At 60.0% G+C, this 16175-nt stretch carries 15 protein-coding genes and 1 tRNA gene; 9 read left to right on the forward strand and 7 right to left on the reverse strand.

Annotated features, from left to right (window positions below; genetic code table 11):
- Together PMI09_RS23365 and PMI09_RS23370 are read left to right on the forward strand one after the other, a co-directional pair.
- Positions 1-168 (forward strand): alpha-E domain-containing protein (locus tag PMI09_RS23365; protein WP_007800259.1); only part of this gene is annotated, 168 nt, incomplete at its 5' end.
- An 11-nt stretch (positions 169-179) separates the two neighbouring features.
- Positions 180-998, forward strand: a complete 819-nt coding sequence (locus PMI09_RS23370; RefSeq protein WP_007800262.1) for a transglutaminase family protein — start codon at positions 180-182, stop codon at positions 996-998.
- A gap of 78 nt (positions 999-1076) precedes the next feature.
- Here the strand turns inward: PMI09_RS23370 and PMI09_RS23375 are convergent, their stop codons facing one another.
- The 5 genes from PMI09_RS23375 to chvE all read right to left on the reverse strand — a co-directional run bounded on the left by PMI09_RS23375 (position 1077) and on the right by chvE (position 7595).
- A complete protein-coding gene (locus tag PMI09_RS23375) occupies positions 1077-2510 on the reverse strand; it encodes an aldehyde dehydrogenase family protein (protein WP_007800264.1) in 1434 nt (477 codons plus the stop codon).
- A gap of 70 nt (positions 2511-2580) precedes the next feature.
- A complete protein-coding gene (gene araD1, locus PMI09_RS23380; RefSeq protein WP_007800266.1) occupies positions 2581-3576 on the reverse strand; it encodes an AraD1 family protein in 996 nt (331 codons plus the stop codon).
- A gap of 111 nt (positions 3577-3687) precedes the next feature.
- On the reverse strand, positions 3688-4896 hold the full coding sequence (gene mmsB, locus PMI09_RS23385) for a multiple monosaccharide ABC transporter permease (RefSeq protein WP_007800267.1): 1209 nt from the start codon (positions 4894-4896) through the stop codon (positions 3688-3690).
- Entirely contained in the window at positions 4893-6431 is a 1539-nt protein-coding gene (gene mmsA, locus PMI09_RS23390; RefSeq protein ID WP_007800268.1) for a multiple monosaccharide ABC transporter ATP-binding protein, read from the reverse strand. The genes mmsB and mmsA overlap by 4 nt, the downstream gene beginning before the upstream one ends.
- A gap of 99 nt (positions 6432-6530) precedes the next feature.
- Complete coding sequence (chvE, locus tag PMI09_RS23395; RefSeq protein WP_007800269.1) at positions 6531-7595, reverse strand: multiple monosaccharide ABC transporter substrate-binding protein; 1065 nt, start codon at positions 7593-7595, stop codon at positions 6531-6533.
- Between the two features lie 274 nt (positions 7596-7869).
- Here chvE and PMI09_RS23400 point away from each other — a divergent pair, with 274 nt between their 5' ends.
- Both PMI09_RS23400 and PMI09_RS23405 read left to right on the forward strand, forming a co-directional pair.
- Entirely contained in the window at positions 7870-8877 is a 1008-nt protein-coding gene (locus PMI09_RS23400) for a LysR family transcriptional regulator (RefSeq protein WP_007800271.1), read from the forward strand.
- A 55-nt stretch (positions 8878-8932) separates the two neighbouring features.
- A complete protein-coding gene (locus PMI09_RS23405; RefSeq protein WP_007800273.1) occupies positions 8933-9403 on the forward strand; it encodes a hypothetical protein in 471 nt (156 codons plus the stop codon).
- Here PMI09_RS23405 and PMI09_RS23410 read toward each other — a convergent pair whose 3' ends face one another.
- Entirely contained in the window at positions 9404-9667 is a 264-nt protein-coding gene (locus tag PMI09_RS23410) for a hypothetical protein (RefSeq protein WP_007800274.1), read from the reverse strand.
- A 151-nt stretch (positions 9668-9818) separates the two neighbouring features.
- Between PMI09_RS23410 and iolG the strand changes: the two genes are divergently transcribed.
- Positions 9819-10811 (forward strand): inositol 2-dehydrogenase, encoded by a 993-nt coding sequence (iolG, locus tag PMI09_RS23415; RefSeq protein ID WP_007800276.1) that lies wholly within the window; start codon positions 9819-9821, stop codon positions 10809-10811.
- 92 nt (positions 10812-10903) lie between these two features.
- Here iolG and PMI09_RS23420 read toward each other — a convergent pair whose 3' ends face one another.
- A complete protein-coding gene (locus tag PMI09_RS23420; protein WP_007800278.1) occupies positions 10904-12127 on the reverse strand; it encodes an ROK family transcriptional regulator in 1224 nt (407 codons plus the stop codon).
- A gap of 226 nt (positions 12128-12353) precedes the next feature.
- Here PMI09_RS23420 and xylF point away from each other — a divergent pair, with 226 nt between their 5' ends.
- The 4 genes from xylF (at position 12354) to PMI09_RS23440 (ending at position 15993) form a co-directional block, all read left to right on the forward strand.
- Positions 12354-13394 (forward strand): D-xylose ABC transporter substrate-binding protein, encoded by a 1041-nt coding sequence (gene xylF / locus PMI09_RS23425; protein WP_007800280.1) that lies wholly within the window; start codon positions 12354-12356, stop codon positions 13392-13394.
- Between the two features lie 264 nt (positions 13395-13658).
- Positions 13659-14972 (forward strand): sugar ABC transporter permease, encoded by a 1314-nt coding sequence (locus PMI09_RS23430; protein ID WP_037083901.1) that lies wholly within the window; start codon positions 13659-13661, stop codon positions 14970-14972.
- 14 nt (positions 14973-14986) lie between these two features.
- Positions 14987-15787, forward strand: coding sequence for an ATP-binding cassette domain-containing protein (locus PMI09_RS23435; protein WP_007800285.1), 801 nt, complete (start codon positions 14987-14989; stop codon positions 15785-15787).
- A gap of 129 nt (positions 15788-15916) precedes the next feature.
- Positions 15917-15993: transfer RNA gene (locus PMI09_RS23440), tRNA-Arg, on the forward strand.
- The last annotated feature ends 182 nt before the right edge of the window (positions 15994-16175 follow it).

Here is a 16175-nt window from a genome sequence, read left to right on the forward strand (position 1 = left end):
GAGCGCCTGCCGGCGCACGACACGGCAGACGCCATCCGGAAGACGCTCCAGACACGCGCCATCAAGGAGATCATGGATCAGGGCCTGCATGAGTTTCTCGAGGATTTCGTCACGCGCAACAACCAGCTCGGCATGGAAATATCCGACGGTTACCGGTTCTATGCATAGGCGGGCACGACATGAAACTTAAGATCAGCCACGTCACCGAATATCACTATGAAGAGCCGTCGGCCTTCTCGCTGCAGCGGCTGCGGCTGACGCCGCCGACCGTGGTCGGACAAACGATCCTCAACTGGTCCCTGCATGTCGAGGGCGCCAAGCCCGAGGTTGAATACGACGATCAGTTCGGCAACCACGTCAACCTCGTCTCGCTGGAAGGTCAGCAGCGGACGACACGCATCGTTGCCGAGGGCGAAGTCGAAACGGAAGATCGAAACGGCGTCCTCGGCCCCCACAGCGGCTTCTGCCCGCTCTGGCTATTCCTGCGCGAGACGCCAAGGACGAAGCCCGGAAAGCTTATCAAGGAGCTGACCAAAGGCGTGAGCGGCGAAAACGAACTTGCTCGCATGCATGCGCTGATGTCCGGGATTCATGAGATGGTAGCCTACCGGCCCGGGACGAGCGATACCGAAACGACAGCGGAGCAGGCGCTGGAGAAGAAAAGCGGCGTCTGCCAGGATCACGCTCATATCTTTGTGGCCGCCGCACGCAGCCTCGGCGTTCCGGCCCGCTACGTCTCCGGTTACTTGATGATGGAAGAGAAGGTTGAGCAGGCAGCGACCCACGCCTGGGGCGAAGCGCACGTGGCGGGCCTTGGTTGGGTCGGCTTCGACCCGGCCAACAATATCTGCCCGGACGCACGCTATGTGCGTGTAGCCTCCGGCCTCTGCTACCGCGATGCCGCCCCCGTTTCAGGCATGCGCATCGGCACGCCGGGCGAAAAGCTCTCGGTCGTCGTCAAGGTAGAAGATCAGGGACAGATGCAGAGCCAGAGCTGAGCGGCGGGCCTCGGAAGAACTCTGTATCGAGATCTGGCCGAGCCGCCGCAGGGCGGCTCGGATCGTTTTGGGCCGTGGTTAGGCCAGCGTATAAGCTGTCTTGACGGTCGTGTAGAACTCCGCCGCGTACTTGCCCTGCTCGCGCGGGCCATAGGATGAACCCTTGCGGCCGCCGAAGGGAACGTGGAAGTCGACGCCCGCGGTCGGCAGGTTGACCATCACCATGCCGGCTTCGGAGTTACGCTTGAAATGCGTGGCGTGCTTGAGGCTCGTCGTGGCGATGCCGGCTGACAGGCCGAACGGCGTGTCGTTGGCGGTCGCCAGCGCCTCTTCGTAGTCCTTGACGCGGATGACCGATACAACAGGACCGAAGATTTCCTCCCTGCTGATACGCATCTGGTTCGTGGCTTCCGTAAACAGCGTCGGCTGCAGATAGAAGCCGGGCGTCTCGCGGGTGATGAGTTCGCCGCCGAAGGCGAGTTTCGCGCCTTCTTGTCTGCCGATCTCGATATAGTCCGTATCGGTCTTCAACTGTCTTTCATCGACGACCGGCCCGATGTGCGTGCCAGGCTTCAGCGCGTTGTCGACGACGAGCGTCTCCAGCTTTTGCGTCAGCGCGGCAACAAACTTGTCGTGGATGCCTTCGGTGACAATCAACCGCGAAGACGCAGTGCAGCGCTGGCCGGTAGAGAAGAAGCCGGAATTGGCGGCCGCTTCGACGGCGACGGTGAGATCGGCATCGTCGAGGACGACCATCGGGTTCTTGCCGCCCATTTCCAGCTGGAACTTGCGGTTATGCTCGATCGAGGCGGCCGCGACGCGGCGGCCCGTGCCGGTGGAACCGGTAAACGTGATGCCCGCGACATCAGGACTGTCGAGCATCGCCTGGCCGACAACCGAACCCTTCCCCATGACGAGGTTGAGTACGCCCTTCGGCAGGCCGGCACGGTGCAGGATGTCGACGATTGCCCAGGAGCAGGCCGGAACGAGTTCCGCCGGCTTGAAGACAATCGTGTTGCCATAGCAGAGCGCCGGCGCGATCTTCCAGGCAGGAATCGCGATCGGAAAATTCCAGGGCGTGATGATGCCGATCACGCCGAGCGGGTCGCGGGTGATCTCGACGCCAATGTTGGGGCGAACCGACGGGATGACCTCGCCTGCAAGGCGCAATGCTTCGCCAGCGAAAAATTCAAAAATCTGCGACGCACGAACGGTCTCGCCGATCGCTTCGGGAAGCGTCTTGCCCTCTTCGCGGGCAAGCAGGGCGCCGAGCTCGTCCTTGCGGGCCATGATCTCGTCGCCGGCCTTCTTCAGGATGACGTGGCGCTCCCAGATGCCCGAACGCGACCAGGCAGGAAAGGCTGCCTTGGCGGCGGCAATCGCATTCTTCGTGTCTTCGGCCGTACCGTCCGCATAAAGGCCGACGACCTCGTTGGTGTCCGACGGATTGATGTTCTTGGTCGCGTCCGAGCCGACCCATTCGCCGGCAATGAGGTTCTGATAAATGGTCATGGGCTGATTAGGCCTCCTTCACCGTTCTATAGAAACGGTCCGGCCGCCGAAGCGGCCGGGCCTTGCGAAATCAGAGCTGCTTGACGGCAATCTCTTCTTCGGCGGCAATCTTCAGAGGGTTGCGCAGCGGCAGGCCAAACTCGGCGACTTCGATTTCGAAGACATCGCCCTCTTCCGCCTTGATGCCTTCCGCGAAGGAGAGCGTCGCCGTTCCGAACATGTGAACGTGGACATCGCCGGGCACACGGAACAGGCCGTACTTGAAGTGATGATATTCGAGATTGGCAAAGGTGTGCGACATGTTCGCCTCGCCCGACAGGAAGGGCTTTTCGAAGATCACCTTGTCGCCGCGCTTGATGCGCGAGGTGCCGCGGATGTCTTCCGGCGCCACGCCGATGCGGATTTCCGGACCGAAGCTTGCCGGGCGCAGCTTGGAGTGCGCGAGGTAGAGGTAGTTGATCCGCTCCGTGACGTGATCGGAGAACTCGTTCGACAGCGCAAAACCGATGCGGAACGGAGTACCGTCTTCCGCGATGACATAGATGCCCGCCATTTCAGGCTCTTCGCCGCCATCAAGCGCAAAGGACGGGGAAACGAGCGGCGTGCCGGGGGCCGCCGAACCGTAGCCGTTGCCCTTGTAGAACCACTCGGGCTGGACGCCCTTCTCGCCGGCTTTCGGCTTGCCGTTCTCGAGGCCCATCTTAAACATCTTCATCGAGTCGGTGAGCGTCTCTTCAGCCGCCTCGGAGGTCTTCTTGTGCATGGAGTCGCGCGTGGCGGCCGAGCCCAGGTGGGTGAGGCCCGTGCCCGTCAGGTGCAGGTGCGCCGCATCGGGATGCGTCATCGGCGGCAGGAAGCGGCCCTCGGCATAAGCCTTTTCGAGATCGACCGCATCGCCGTAGCCATGCGCTTCGATCACCGAAACCAGCGACTTGCCGCCGTTTGCGGCTTCCATGGCCAGCGCATAGACGCTGCCGGCATTCTTGACGGCTTTCGCGGTACCGCCCGGCTCGCGCACGGCGACAATGATCTCTCCGTTCGAACCCTTGATCTGCGAAATGAGCACGGTCTTCATCCTTTTTTCGATAGCGCGGAAAATGCTCCGCCAATCCGGCTCTCAAAGGAGCCGGATTGGTAAGTTCACATGACTGCGAATGCGTGCGCAGCGCCGGAGCGCTTAGCCCTTGTTCTTGTTGTAGACGTCGAAGAAGACGGCAGCGAGAAGCACCAGTCCCTTGACCATCTGCTGGAAGTCGATGCCGAGGCCGACGATCGACATGCCGTTGTTCATGACACCCATGATGAAGGCGCCGATGACAGCACCGGTGATCTTGCCAACGCCGCCGGATGCCGAGGCACCGCCGATGAAGCAGGCCGCGATAACGTCAAGCTCGAAGCCGACGCCCGCCTTCGGGGTCGCCGAGTTCAGGCGAGCCGCGATGATCATGCCCGCGAGGCCAGCCAGGACACCCATGTTGACGAAGGTGTAGAAGCTCAGGCGCTCGGTGTTGATACCCGAGAGCTTGGTTGCCTTCTCGTTGCCGCCCATGGCGTAAATGCGGCGACCGATTGTCGTGCGGCGCGTTACGAAGGCGTAGGCCGCGATCAACACGAGCATGACGACGAGAACGTTCGGCAGGCCCTTGTAGCTCGAAAGCTGATAGCCGAGAAACAGGATTGCCAGCGACAGGACGGCGTTCTGCGCGATGAAGAAGCTCGTCGGCTCGACATCGATACCATGGCTCTCGTTGACCTTGCGGCGGCGCCAAGCGAGATAGAAAAGGACAACAGTAATGGCAAGCGTCAAGATCAGGGACGTGGAATGCAGCGGAACACCAGCGACATCGATCATCGTGCCCGGTAGGAAGCCGGTCGAGATGACCTGAAAGTCCTTCGGGAACGGGCCGATGTTCTTGCCGCCGAGCACAAACAACGTGAGGCCACGGAAGACGAGCATACCCGCCAGCGTAACGATGAAGGACGGGATGCGGTGATACGCAATCCAGTAACCTTGGGCAGCACCGATCAGACCGCCGATGATCAAGCACAGGATGCCCGCCACCACAAAATTCATTTGCCAGGTGACGGTCATGATTGCGGCAACAGCACCGACGAAGGCGACGATCGAGCCAACCGAGAGGTCGATGTGACCGGCCACGATGACGAGCAGCATGCCAAGCGCCATAATGACGATGAAGGAGTTCTGCAGAACGAGGTTCGTCAGGTTGACCGGCTTGAAGAGAATACCACCGGTATAAAACTGGAAGAAGACCATGATCGCGACGAGCGCGATAAGCATGCCATATTCGCGGATATTGCCCCTGATATAGTCGGCAACAGATACGACGTTACTTTCCTCGGTGGCTGAAGGGTTGACCGGAGTCATTGTTTCTTCTCCCCTGAGCGCATGATAGCGCGCATGATGGTTTCTTGGCTCGCCTCTCCCTTTGGCAGTTCCGCCACGATACGTCCTTCATTCATGACGTAGATGCGGTCGCACGTGCCAAGCAGTTCCGGCATTTCCGATGAGATCATCAGAACGCCTTTGCCGTCGGCGGCGAGCTGGTTGATGATAGTATAGATTTCGTATTTTGCACCGACATCGATACCGCGTGTGGGTTCGTCGAGGATCAAAACGTCAGGATCGGAGAACAACCACTTCGACAGCACGACCTTCTGCTGATTGCCGCCCGAGAGATTGACCGCTTCCTGGAAGATGCTGGAGCTGCGGATGCGCAGCTTCGAGCGGTAGTCCGATGCGACCTTCGATTCCTTGATACTGTCAATAACCGTGGCGCTCGACACGCCGGCCAGATTGGCGAGCGTCGTGTTGTGAACGATGTTCTCGCCGAGCACGAGCCCGAGATGCTTGCGGTCTTCAGTCACATAGGCAAGACCGGCATCGATCGCCTTGCGAACGGTGCTGACATCCACCGGCTTGCCGTGCATGGACACGTCGCCATGGATCTTGTGTCCGTAGGACTTGCCGAACAGGCTCATCGCAAATTCGGTGCGACCGGCGCCCATCAGGCCCGCGATACCGACCACTTCGCCCTTGCGGACGGTGACGTTGATGTCGTGCAGAACCTGGCGGTCCCGGTGATGCTGGTGATAAGCGTTCCAGTTCTTCACCTCGAGGATCGTCTCGCCGATCGGCACTGAGCGCGGCGGATAACGATCGGCGAGCTCGCGGCCCACCATGTTCTTGATGATGATGTCTTCGCTGATCTCTTCGGTCTGACAGTCGAGCGACTTCACCGTCATGCCGTCGCGCAGAACCGTGATCTGGTCGGCGACCTTGCGCACTTCGTTGAGCTTGTGCGTGATGATGATCGACGTCAGGCCCTGGTTGCGGAACTCGATCAGGAGTTCCAGCAGCGCGTCGGAATCCTTTTCGTTGAGCGAAGCCGTGGGCTCGTCGAGGATCAGCAGCTTTACGCTCTTCGACAACGCCTTGGCGATTTCGACCAGCTGCTGCTTGCCGACGCCGATGTCGGTGACGAGCGTTTCCGGCGACTCCTTGAGGCCGACCTTGCTCAGCAGCTCTTTCGTGCGCTTGAAGGCTTCCTGCCACTTGATGATGCCGTTCTGGGCGACTTCGTTGCCGAGGAAGATATTTTCGGCGATCGACAGGAGCGGCACCAGCGCCAGTTCCTGGTGAATGATGACGATGCCGATTTCTTCGGAGTCCTTGAGTGCCTTGAAATGACGGACGTCGCCTTCGTAGACAATGTCGCCGTCGTAGGTTCCGGCCGGGTAAACGCCGGAGAGAACTTTCATCAGGGTCGACTTTCCGGCCCCGTTTTCACCCACCAATGCGTGGATCTCACCCTGTCGAACCTTGAGGTTCACATTCTCAAGCGCCTTTACGCCTGGGAACGTCTTGGTGATGTTCCGCATTTCGAGGATTGTATTGTCCATGGTCATAATCCAGCGCCAGCAGCCAAAAGGGGCGCGGCGATCATAAAATTGAAGACCGGAACCCGCAAGCAGCGGATTCCGGCCAACTTGGTACAATTATTACTTCAGCTGATCAGCCTTGTAGTAACCGCCTTCGACGAGGATCTTCTCGTAGTTGGTCTTGTCAACTGCGACCGGGGTCAGCAGGTAGGACGGAACAACCTTGACACCGTTGTCGTAGGTCTTGGTGTCGTTGACTTCAGGCTCCTTGCCTTCCATCAGAGCGTTGACCATGCCGACGGTAACCTTTGCGAGGTCGCGGGTGTCCTTGAAGATCGTGGAGTGCTGCTCGCCAGCGATGATCGACTTGACCGACGGAACTTCAGCGTCCTGGCCGGAAACGACCGGGAGCGGCTGGTCCGGGGTGCCGTAGCCAACGCCCTTCAGCGACGAGATGATGCCGATGGACAGACCGTCGTAAGGCGACAGAACTGCATTGACCTTCGCGTCGGTGTAGTTAGCCGAGAGCAGGTTATCCATACGAGCCTGGGCCGTTGCCGCATCCCAGCGCAGCGTGCCGACCTTGTCCATGCCGGTCTGGCCGGACTTCACGACGAGCTTGCCGCTGTCGATGTAAGGCTGCAGAACCGACATCGCGCCGTCATAGAAGAAGAAGGCGTTGTTGTCGTCCGGCGAACCACCGAAGAGCTCGATGTTGAACGGACCCTTACCATCCTTAAGGCCGAGGGCATCAACAATGGAAGTTGCCTGCAGAACGCCGACCTTGAAGTTGTCGAACGTCGCGTAGTAGTCGACGTTGCCCGAATCGCGGATCAGGCGGTCGTAAGCGATGACCTTGATGCCTGCGTCGTGAGCCTTCTGGAGAACGTCGGAAAGCGTCGTGCCGTCGATAGCGGCGATGACGAGAACCTTAACGCCCTTCGTGACCATGTTCTCAATTTGAGACAGCTGGTTCGGAATGTCGTCGTCGGCGTACTGCAGGTCGGTGCTGTAGCCAGCTTCCTGGAGCTGCTTGACGATGTTGTTACCGTCATCGATCCAGCGAGCGGACGACTTCGTGGGCATTGCAATGCCGACAGTCCCCTTGTCGGCTGCCATAGCCGGCATTACGAACGAAGCGACGCCAAAGGCCGCCGCTGCCATCAACGAGATAATGGATTTCATATCTCTCTCTCCCTTAGTTAATAAACGCACGGACGAAAAATCGCCCGCTCCGAAACTGTGGCAGGTTCCGTCTTGGATAATTACTTCAGATGGTGAGAAACGAAGTAGGTCTCCTCCACGCTCTCACACGTGTTGAGTGCCAACCAGCACACGGCGGCAAACTGGTATGGATTCCTATAACTGTCAAATAGAATAACTGGCAAAGTGCATAACAATTTTGGTATATCGTTAAAAAGTATTACTTTTGATGGAGCGCGGTTGGGAGGCCGCAACCATGGCGTTCATTTCAGACCCGCAGACCGATGCCAATGTGGACATTCATACCGATATTTTCGGTGACGACGCCTTTTTGAGATCGGGGCTTAAACTGAATCACCTGCGGATGATCGTCGCAATCGAAGATAGCGGCCAAATTTCAGCCGCCGCCGAGGTGCTGAACATTTCGCAGCCGGCGGCATCACGAATCCTGTCGGAAATGGAGTCGATCGTTAAGACACCGCTTTATGAGCGAGTGGCGCGCGGCGTCGTACTGACGACCTTCGGACAGGCGCTTGCCAGACGGGCGCGCAAGATCATGCTGGAACTTCGCGAGGCCGGCCGCGAGATTGCCGAACTGAAGACGGGAAAGGGCGGCGCCGTCTTCATCGGCGCGGTTACCGCGCCGGCCATGAGCCTTGTGGTACCGGCGATCAAGCGGGTTAGAACCGCCCTGCCCGGCATCGAGGTGACCATACAGGTCGAAACGAGCAACGTGCTCGCCCGCGAACTGCTGGCCGCCCGGCACGACTTCATTATCAGCCGCATTCCCGACGATCTTAATCCGCGCTTGTTCCAGGTCCAGGAGATCGGCGTGGAGAAGGCTTGCCTGATCGTGCGGGGAGGCCATCCGTTGCTGAAGAAGAAGGTCGCCTCCCTCGAGGACCTCCCACGATATGATTGGGTCTTCCAGCCGGCGGGGACGCTGCTGCGCCGGACGATCGAGGACTTGTTCCTGTCTCGCGGCGTGCCGCTGCCGGAAAATATCGTCAACACCTCGTCGCTACTGCTCACCTGCGCGACGGTTTGCCAGACGGATGCAATCGCTCCGATCGCGCTTGACGTCGCGCAGTTCCTGGCGACCCACAAGTCGAAGGCGTCGGATGTGCGGGTATTGCCGATCGATTTCGAGATCAATGTCAGGCCCTACAGCCTGATCACGGTGAAGGAGCGGGCGCTCCCCCCGAGCGCGCGGCTCCTTTATGACCTAGTACTGGCCGAGAGCAAGAAAGCGGCCGCGGGCTGACAAGCTTTGCACCATTTTGCTCGCATCTAATGCCCGCCGCCAAAGGAGGGCAATCATGCTGTTCAGCCAATCGGTGTTCCAGTCCGTGCTCGACCGCCTGAAAGCGGAGGACGAGACTGTCGAACAGGATGCGCCCGCTTCGGCCCGTGTGAGCGGTCTCAACACTGGACTCGCTTTCAACGTCATGGAAGGGGTCTCGGTATCGTCAGCACGGCCCGACCAGGCGTATTTCGAGACACTGGAATTCATCCCTCCGGAGACGGTGGCCGAGCCCCTGCCGCCTCCTGAACCGGAGCCCGAGCCGGTGATGCCGGATTATCTTGCACGCATCACAGCAGAAGACATCGCCGCCGAATTGGATATTTCAGCGCGCGATACGGTGCAAAGTCTCAGCGTGAAACGGCGCGCCTTTGCCAAGAAGAACCATCCAGATCGCGTTGACCCGCTGTTCCGTGAGAACGCGACGAAGCGGATGACCACAGCCAATCTGCTGATCGACCAGGCACTGCGCCGCATTGCCCGCTGACTAGTGCACGTCCTTCTTGTTTTCCTTGTCTTCCTCGTCGTCGTCGTTATCGGTCGATGGCGGCGTGGCGGTCTGCGCCGACTGCGGCTTGTAGGTCCAGAACAGCATGTAGACCGCGTAGACACCGGCACCGCCCGACAGGACGGCCCAGAATGGATCGCCGGTGATGATTTCGACCAGCGCCCAGCCGAAGCAAACGGCTACAATCAGGATGCGAACCCAAAGCGGGCGATAGGCCGGATGTTGTGGATCGATCAGTTGCATCTCATTCCCATAGCTGAATTGTCACACGTCTTTAAGGTGGATTCTGAAAATGTGAAAGAGCGCCGGCTTGACGCGGCGGACATAAAATGGAATGAAAATTCCACATTAGATGCAATTCGGTTCATTTGTTCCGAATCCAAGGGAGGTTCTCATGACAGTCAGATTTGGTCTTCTCGGCGCCGGCCGCATCGGCAAGGTTCATGCGAAGGCCGTCAGCGGCGATGCCAACGCCAAGCTCGTTGCCGTCGCCGACGCGTTCCCGCAGGCAGCCGAAGCGATCGCATCCGCCTACGGCTGCGAGGTCCGCACAATCGAGGCGATCGAAGCCGCCAAGGATATCGATGCTGTCGTCATCTGCACCCCTACCGACACCCATGCCGATCTGATCGAGCGCTTCGCGCGCGCCGGCAAGGCCATCTTCTGCGAAAAGCCGATCGATCTCGACGTTGCCCGCGTCAAGGCCTGCATCAAGGTCGTCGACGAGACCAAGGCCAAGCTGATGGTCGGCTTCAACCGCCGTTTCGACCCGCACTTCATGGCCGTTCGCAAGACGATCGATGACGGCCGAATCGGCGACGTCGAAATGGTGACCATCACCTCGCGCGATCCGGGCGCTCCGCCGGTCGATTACATCAAGCGTTCGGGCGGCATCTTCCGCGACATGACGATCCATGACTTCGACATGGCCCGCTTCCTGCTTGGTGAGGAGCCGGTTGCCGTCAGCGCCACTGCCGCGGTCCTCGTCGACAAGGCGATCGGCGAAGCCGGCGACTACGACAGCGTTTCGGTGATCCTGCAGACCAAGTCCGGCAAGCAGGCGATCATCTCCAACTCGCGCCGCGCGACCTATGGCTACGACCAGCGCATCGAAGTGCATGGCTCGAAGGGCATGGTCGCCGCCGAAAACCAGCGCCCAGTGTCGATCGAGGTTGCCAACGGCGACGGCTACACCCGCCCGCCGCTGCACGACTTCTTCATGACCCGCTACACCGAAGCCTATGCCAACGAGATCGCGAGCTTCATCGCCGCGATCGAGAAGGGCGCGAAGATTACGCCGTCCGGCGCCGATGGCCTCGCTGCTCTGGCGCTTGCCGATGCTGCCGTGCAGTCCGTCAAGGAAGGCAAACTCATCAAGATTGGCTGACGGCCCTCTCCCGACCGAAAGCCACCTGTGAAATGGCCGGGTCCCTGCCCGGCCATTTCTCGTTTCATTGCTATGCTGCGCGGGACGCACGGCTAGTCCGATCCCTGAATGCCGGACAGAACCAGCTCCTGATCGATTACTGACAATGCCCTGTCCAGATGCCCCTCGAAGACGAGGATCGATTCGTCAGGTACGACGCGGATCTCCGGCATCCCTTCCATTCGCACGACATGCGCTTGGCCAAGCCCTTCCTCGATCCCTTGTCGCAACAGATCGTAGTAGCGCGTTCCCGGACCGGTGATCGCGATCGGCATACGCTCCGTCAGGCTGAGGAGACGCGAAAGCCCGTTTCCGAGTGCGATACCGGCCTGCCTGAACGCAAAAGCGGACATGCGATGCCCCTGGCGCGCTCGCGCGGCGATCTTGTCGAGCTCGACGACCGGCACGAACTTGGCCGGGATCGTGTCGAGCGGCACTTCGAAGGCCATGCGCAAAATGGCATAGAATCCGGCATAGGCCTCGATGCACCCCCTGCTTCCACAGCGACAAAGGCCTCCGTTTGCCATATGCAGCATATGGCCGAAATTCGGCGCCGAGATCTCACGCTCCCCCTGCCCCGTGCGCCGAACGATGCCGAGGCCGATGCTATGTCCGAGCGACAACGCCGCCAGCGAGCGGAATTCCGCTGGCCTGGTATTTTCCTCATGCGCGCCGAGCGCCGCCGCAACCAGCTGCGTCTCGTTGCCGAGAATGATCTTGGCCTGCCAGTCCGGCCGTAATGCCGATTCAAAGTCGATCTGATTGCTGCCGAAAATCGGAGACCACACCAGCACGGGGTCCGTTGCATGCACGAGACCTTTGCTGCTGATCGATATCAGCAGCACTTTTTCCTGGGAAAGCTTTGAGCGTGAAAGAATGCGTGCAAGCCCCTCCCTGATGGAGGCAATAAACCGCTCGGCACCGGCGGGATCGTGCGACCTTTCCTCGCTGAACCGGTCGATGAGCCTGCCGGCATAGTCGACGAGCGAATACTGGACGCCATCCGATGAAATGATCACGACGACAAGGTAGCCGCAGTCGCGCCGTTGCCGAAACAGCACGCGCGGACGCCCTCTCCCGCTCGTTGCCTGGTGTTCGGATTTCTCGATGATATGCGCTTTTTCCAGATCGGCGGTGATCGCCGAGATCGTCGCCGAGGAAAGCTTCGTAAATTCGGAAATCTCCGTATGCGCCAACGCGCCATGTCTTCGAAGCGCGGCGAGCACGAGGACGCTATTTCGCTGCCGGACCAATTCCGTGCTCGACTTGGTCAGCATATATGCCGGCCCTCTCCCCCTCGCATTCCGCCCTCGTTCACACAGCATCTCCAGCAGTTTTCCGCAACGGAAACGAAGCTGATAGTGCGGTGTTGACAGTTGAAAAAATCTCTGACACTAAATTTCTCGACTGTCGAGAAAATAATTGGAACTTCTCGTCAGCGAACCGCGGCGGCCGGAGGAACCACTGGCTGGGGCTGGCCGCAACTCACTCGGGAGGATAATTATGAAGTCAATTTTGAAGCTGATGGCCGGGGCGGCCATCCTCGTGTCGGTCCACACTGCCGCCATGGCTGCCGATCTCGTCGTTGGCGTTTCCTGGTCGAACTTCCAGGAAGAGCGCTGGAAGACGGACGAAGCTGCCATCAAGAAGGCACTGGAAGCCAAGGGCGCCAAGTACATCTCCGCTGACGCCCAGTCGTCTGCCGCAAAGCAGCTGACCGACGTTGAATCGCTGATTTCGCAGGGCGCGAATGCACTCATCATCCTCGCTCAGGATAGCGACGCCATCGGCCCGGCCATCGAAAAGGCCGCCGCTGAAGGCATCCCGGTCGTCGGTTACGACCGTCTGATCGAAAACCCGGCTGCCTTCTACATCACCTTCGACAACAAGGAAGTTGGTCGTCTGCAGGCTGAAGGCGTGTTCAAGGTGAAGCCGGAAGGCAACTATGTCTTCATCAAGGGCTCTTCGTCCGACCCGAACGCGGACTTCCTGTTCTCGGGCCAGATGGAAGTGCTGAAGGCCGCCGTGGATGCCGGCAAGATCAAGAACGTTGGCGAAGCCTACACCGACGGCTGGCTGCCAGAGAACGCACAGCGCAACATGGAGCAGTTCCTGACGGCGAACAACAACAAGGTTGATGCCGTTGTTGCTTCGAACGACGGCACCGCCGGTGGCGCCATCGCAGCCCTCGACGCGCAGGGCCTCGCCGGCTCCGTACCGGTTTCCGGTCAGGACGCCGACAAAGCCGCTCTCAATCGCGTTGCGCTCGGCACACAGACGGTCTCCGTCTGGAAAGACTCACGCGAACTCGGCAAGCGCGCCGCCGAAGTCGCGCTCGACCTCGCTGCCGGCAAGAAGATGAACGAGATCGAAGGCGTTCAGACCTTCAAGGGTGGCGCCAAGGGCGTTCCGATGGAGTCGGTCTTCCTGAAGCCGCTTCCGATCACCAAGGACAACCTGAACGTCGTCATCGATGCCGGCTGGATCTCCAAGGCTGAAGCTTGCCAAGGCGTCAAGGCCGGCAGCGTCAAGGCTTGCGACTAATCGACGGTCGCAAGGCATAGATTGCCGGCGCCGCAACGGCTGAAACCGTTGCGGCGCCGGATGCGGATTGGAACCGTTTATCGATGGTCTATCCGCCTCACCCAACCATCGCGGCCTTGATTCCCTGCCGGTTTCATGTCGCGGGACAGAGCGACCGAAATTCGGAAGCACGGCGATGGTCAGTACAAGAACGGGGCGACGCCGCCGGCATCGACGTGATGCGAAGCGGATCAAACGTCCAAACAGTGGGGGAACGGCAAACCCATGGCCGAAATGGTAAAATCCACAACTTCAAGCGGACCGAGCATGGCTGAGGGCAACCTCGTCAGCCGCTTCTTCCGCGCGACCGAAATCGACACGCGCCTTCTCGGTATGATCGGTGCGCTGCTTATCATCTGGATCGGCTTTCACATCGTCACCGGCGGGCTGTTTCTGACGCCGAGAAACCTGTGGAACCTTTCGGTTCAGACAACCGACATCGCGATCATGACGACCGGGATGGTTCTCATTATCGTGACGCGCAATATCGACCTCTCGGTCGGCTCCGTGCTTGGCCTCTGCGCCATGATCATGGGCGTCACGCAGGCGAAAATCCTGCCCGAATTCATCGGCTTCGATAGCCCTTTCACCTGGATCGTCACGCTGATCGTCGGCCTCATCGCCGGCGCACTGATCGGTACCTTCCAGGGCCTCATCATCGCCTTCCTGAACGTTCCCTCCTTCATCGTGACGCTCGGCGGTCTGCTCGTCTGGCGCGGCGCCACCTGGCTCGTCACCAGCGGCCAGACGGTTGCCCCGATGGACCAGACCTTTCGCATCATGGGCGGCGGTGCCGAAGGCTCGATCGGCGCTACCTGGAGCTGGATCGTTGGCGTGCTCGCCTGCCTTTTCGTCATCGGCAGCATCCTGAACTCGCGCCGCCAGCGCAAACGCTTCGGCTTCCCGCGGCGCCCGGTCTGGGCCGAGTACTTCCTGTCGGCGCTCTCCTGCGTGTTGATCCTCGGCGCCGTCTGGATCGCCAACAGCTATTACTGGCCGATCAATATCGCCAAGAGGTACGCCGAGGCGAACAACATTCCGTGGCCCGAAACCGGCCTAGATATCCCCTACGGCATTGCCGTGCCGGTTCTGATCGCAATCATCGTCGGCATCATCATGACCTTCATCGCCACCCGCCTGCGCTTTGGCCGTTACGTCTTCGCGATCGGCGGAAATCCTGAGGCGGCAGAACTTGCCGGTATCAAGACCCGCTGGGTCACTGTCCGCATCTTCGCGCTGATGGGCATGCTCGCCGCCGTCGCGGCAGCGATTTCGACCGCCCGCCTCAACGCCGCCACCAATGCTCAAGGTACGTTGGACGAACTGTATACGATCGCCGCAGCCGTCATCGGCGGCACCTCACTGGCCGGCGGTACCGGCACGATCGCCGGCGCTATGCTCGGCGCACTCGTGATGCAGTCGCTGCAGTCAGGGATGGTACTTGCCCATGTCGACACGCCGCTGCAGAGCGTCGTCGTCGGTGCGGTGCTGGTCGTCGCCGTCTGGCTCGACACTGTCTATCGTTCGCGTGCCAAGTAAGAGGAGTCCTAGATATGACTGATCAACGCACTCCCCAGAACCAGAACGCTCCTCTTGTGGAACTCAAGAACATCTCGATCTCCTTCGGCGGTATCCACGCCGTGGACAACGCTTCCGTCGATCTCTACCCCGGCGAGGTCGTCGCGCTTCTCGGCCATAACGGCGCCGGCAAGTCGACGCTGATCAAGATCCTCTCGGGCGCCTACAAGCGTGACAGCGGCGAGATCCTGATCAACGGCGAGCCGGCCGACATCCGCAATCCGCGCGATGCGAAGAAGTACGGCATCGAGACGATCTACCAGACGCTCGCCGTCGCCGATAACGTCGACGCCGCCGCCAACCTCTATCTCGGCCGCGAGCTGCGTACCCCCTGGGGCACGCTGGACGACGTCGCCATGGAAGCCTCCGCGCGCGAGGTGATGGGGCGTCTCAACCCCAATTTCCGTCGCTTCAAGGAGCCCGTGAAGGCGCTCTCCGGCGGCCAGCGGCAATCGGTGGCGATCGCTCGCGCTATCCTCTTTAACGCCCGCATCCTGATCATGGACGAGCCGACGGCCGCTCTTGGTCCGCAGGAAACGGCGCAGGTCGGCGAGCTGATCAAGCAGCTGAAAAAGGAAGGCATCGGCATCTTCCTGATCAGCCACGACATCCACGACGTCTTCGATCTCGCCGACCGCGTCTCGGTGATGAAGAACGGCCAGGTCGTCGGCCACGCCCGCACCGAGGACGTCACCAAGGATGAAGTGCTCGGCATGATCATCCTCGGCAAGGTGCCGCCGAAGGCCATCCCTGGCCCTGGCGCCATGCAGGTCTGACCCCCAGACGTGAGATTTAAAAGTCCGCCGCCCGCAAGAACGGCGGACTTTTCATTTTGTAGATTGAAGCCAGCGAGAAGCTAGGCTAAGAACCACGCATCGGACAGGCGATTCAAACGCCTCAGGCATGCACCCGTAGCTCAGCTGGATAGAGTGTTGGATTCCGATTCCAAAGGTCACAGGTTCGAATCCTGTCGGGTGCGCCAAAAAAATTCTTTGTCCATACCGAAGACATAGGTAACAGAGCGTACTGGTAAGCCCGCGTAGGTCTGCGCCTGCGGGTGGAGGTTTTGCATTTTTTCCGCCATAGCTCTGCGCCTGAGCCTTCTAAGGGCATCAAAGCAACATCTTTACCCCTGGGCGGCAGATTGACGGAAATCGAGGACGC

Origin of the sequence: Rhizobium sp. CF122, from assembly GCF_000282035.1 — a bacterium.
Lineage (GTDB): Bacteria > Pseudomonadota > Alphaproteobacteria > Rhizobiales > Rhizobiaceae > Rhizobium.